The following is a 1,502-nucleotide window of genomic DNA, read 5'->3' on the forward strand; positions in this document are numbered from 1 at the left end:
CTTGTGAAAAAATCATATTCATGTATAATACAATTGATGTATGATACATTAGTTGTAGGAGGGTGACCTTTTTGAAAAGAGAAGATGCCTTAAAACTAAGAACAGATATTAAGAAAATGATTATAATAACTGGGGTTTTTGAATCTCAAAATTTGCCCAATGGACCATTTAAAAAACCTTTACCAACTTCTCAAATGATGGCGTTAGAGGAACTAGAGGTGGAAAAACTAACTGTTTGGCAACTATCCAATAAACTTAGATTAGAGACTTCAACTGTAAGTAGATTGGTAGATAAGTTAGTAAAAAAGGGGCTTATTTATCGTGAAGTAAATGAAAAAAATAGAAGAGAACTTTTTCTGCACCTCACAGAAAAAGGTCACATAACTGTTAATTGCTTAAGAGAGCAATCCGTTGCATTTTATCAAAGTATTCTCAATAATTTGTCAGAATCAGAACGAAAAATAGTTGTGGATGGTTTTGAATTATTTATTGATTCTATTTCTAAGTCTTTTGATTAGAGTGAGGTAAGTCATAACATTTGGAGGATAAAATGAGTTTGCATTTTGAACGTCCTATTATTGAATTAAAAGAGAAATTTGATGAATTAAAGAAAATTATGAAAGAAAATAATGTAGATTTATCGTCAGAAATTCATGAATTAGAAAAACGTTTAAATAAAATGCAAGATAAAATTTATTCTAATATTACACCTTTTCAACGAGTTCAAATTGCAAGGCTACGTAACCGACCCACGACAATGGACTATATACCTTTATTGTTTACAAACTTTCTCGAACTTCATGGTGATCGATTATATGGTGATGATAAAGCAATGATAGGTGGTATTGCAAAATTTAAAGGAATGCCCGTTACGGTTATTGGTCATCAAAGAGGTAGAAATACAAAGGAAAGTATAGAAAGAAATTTTGGAATGGCACATCCAGAAGGTTATAGAAAAGCGCTAAGACTTATGAAACAAGCTGATAAATTTAATCGCCCTATTATTACATTTATTGATACAATAGGCGCCTATCCAGGGATAGGGTCTGAAGAACGTGGAATTTCTGAAGCGATAGCTCGAAATCTATTTGAAATGACTACACTTCAAGTACCAATTGTTTGTATTGTAATTGGAGAGGCATCAAGTGGTGGAGCTCTTGGTATTAGTGTCGGTAACCATATCCATATGTTAGAGTATTCATGGTACTCGGTAATTTCGCCAGAAGGAGCAGCATCTATCCTATGGAAGGACGCTAAGTATGCTCCAGAAGCTGCTGAACATATGAAAATTTCAGCAAAAGATTTAAAACATTTAGGAATTATTGATGAAATCATTCCTGAAATTAAAGGTGGAGCACAAAATGATATAAAATCACAGGCAAAAATGATTGAATCTGTAATCGAATCATCTCTAAAAAAATTGATACTATTATCCTCGGAAGAGCTTATACAACAGCGGTATGAAAAGTATAGACAAATAGAGAATTATAAATGAAAATATT

General features: G+C 32.2%; 2 protein-coding genes. Both read left to right on the forward strand.

The features are described from left to right. Positions 1-71: 71 nt before the first annotated feature. A complete protein-coding gene (locus tag PDL00_RS34615) occupies positions 72-518 on the forward strand; it encodes a MarR family winged helix-turn-helix transcriptional regulator (protein ID WP_270733841.1) in 447 nt (148 codons plus the stop codon). A 32-nt stretch (positions 519-550) separates the two neighbouring features. Continuing rightward, a complete protein-coding gene (locus PDL00_RS34620; RefSeq protein ID WP_242251260.1) occupies positions 551-1,495 on the forward strand; it encodes an acetyl-CoA carboxylase carboxyltransferase subunit alpha in 945 nt (314 codons plus the stop codon). Positions 1,496-1,502: the final 7 nt, after the last annotated feature.

This window comes from Bacillus cereus group sp. TH152-1LC (assembly GCF_027710505.1).
Taxonomy (GTDB): Bacteria; Bacillota; Bacilli; order Bacillales; family Bacillaceae_G; genus Bacillus_A; species Bacillus_A mobilis.